Source organism: Rosenbergiella sp. YN46 (assembly GCF_036620675.1).
Taxonomy (GTDB): Bacteria; Pseudomonadota; Gammaproteobacteria; order Enterobacterales; family Enterobacteriaceae; genus Jejubacter.
In genome coordinates, this window is the sequence record NZ_JAZHEE010000177.1 from 1 (window position 1) to 515 (window position 515).

General features: G+C 38.8%; 1 protein-coding gene. It reads left to right on the forward strand.

The annotated features are described in order from the left end of the window. Positions 1–408, forward strand: a 408-nt coding sequence (locus V3W49_RS23130) for a hypothetical protein (protein ID WP_500148334.1), incomplete at its 5' end; no start/stop codon positions are given. Positions 409–515: the final 107 nt, after the last annotated feature.

Consider the following 515-nt stretch of genomic DNA (forward strand, 5'->3'; position numbering starts at 1 on the left):
ATAGGAGATTGTGCAAATTTCCTAGACCCAGAAACAAAACGACCATACGCGCCAACTGCTCAGTTAGCAGTAGTGCAAGCTAAAACGGCCGCACATAACCTATCCGCGTTAATGAAAAACAGAGAAAAAAGGAAATTTGTATACAAATCAAAAGGACAGATGGCAATCATTGGAAAACGAACTGGCATAGCCAACATTCTTGGAAGAAATATTGCAGGTTTTTGGGCCTGGTTGATCTGGAGAAATGTATACCTATCCAAGATCCCAAACTGGGACAAACGGTTACGTGTTCTAATAGATTGGACTTTGGATTTGTTCTTTGCAAGGGATGTTGCAAGACTAAAGTTCTTCAAGAAACCACCCGAACTAGAATACAAAGTTTTTGATGAGGTTGATGATGTTTGGTAAAATCAAAAAAAATCTCTACATTTGATGGTGCAAAATTTTGGAAGAACGCATACGCACATGAGAGAGGAAATCTACTAAAACAAATGCAGGTACCAGAAGATCAAATC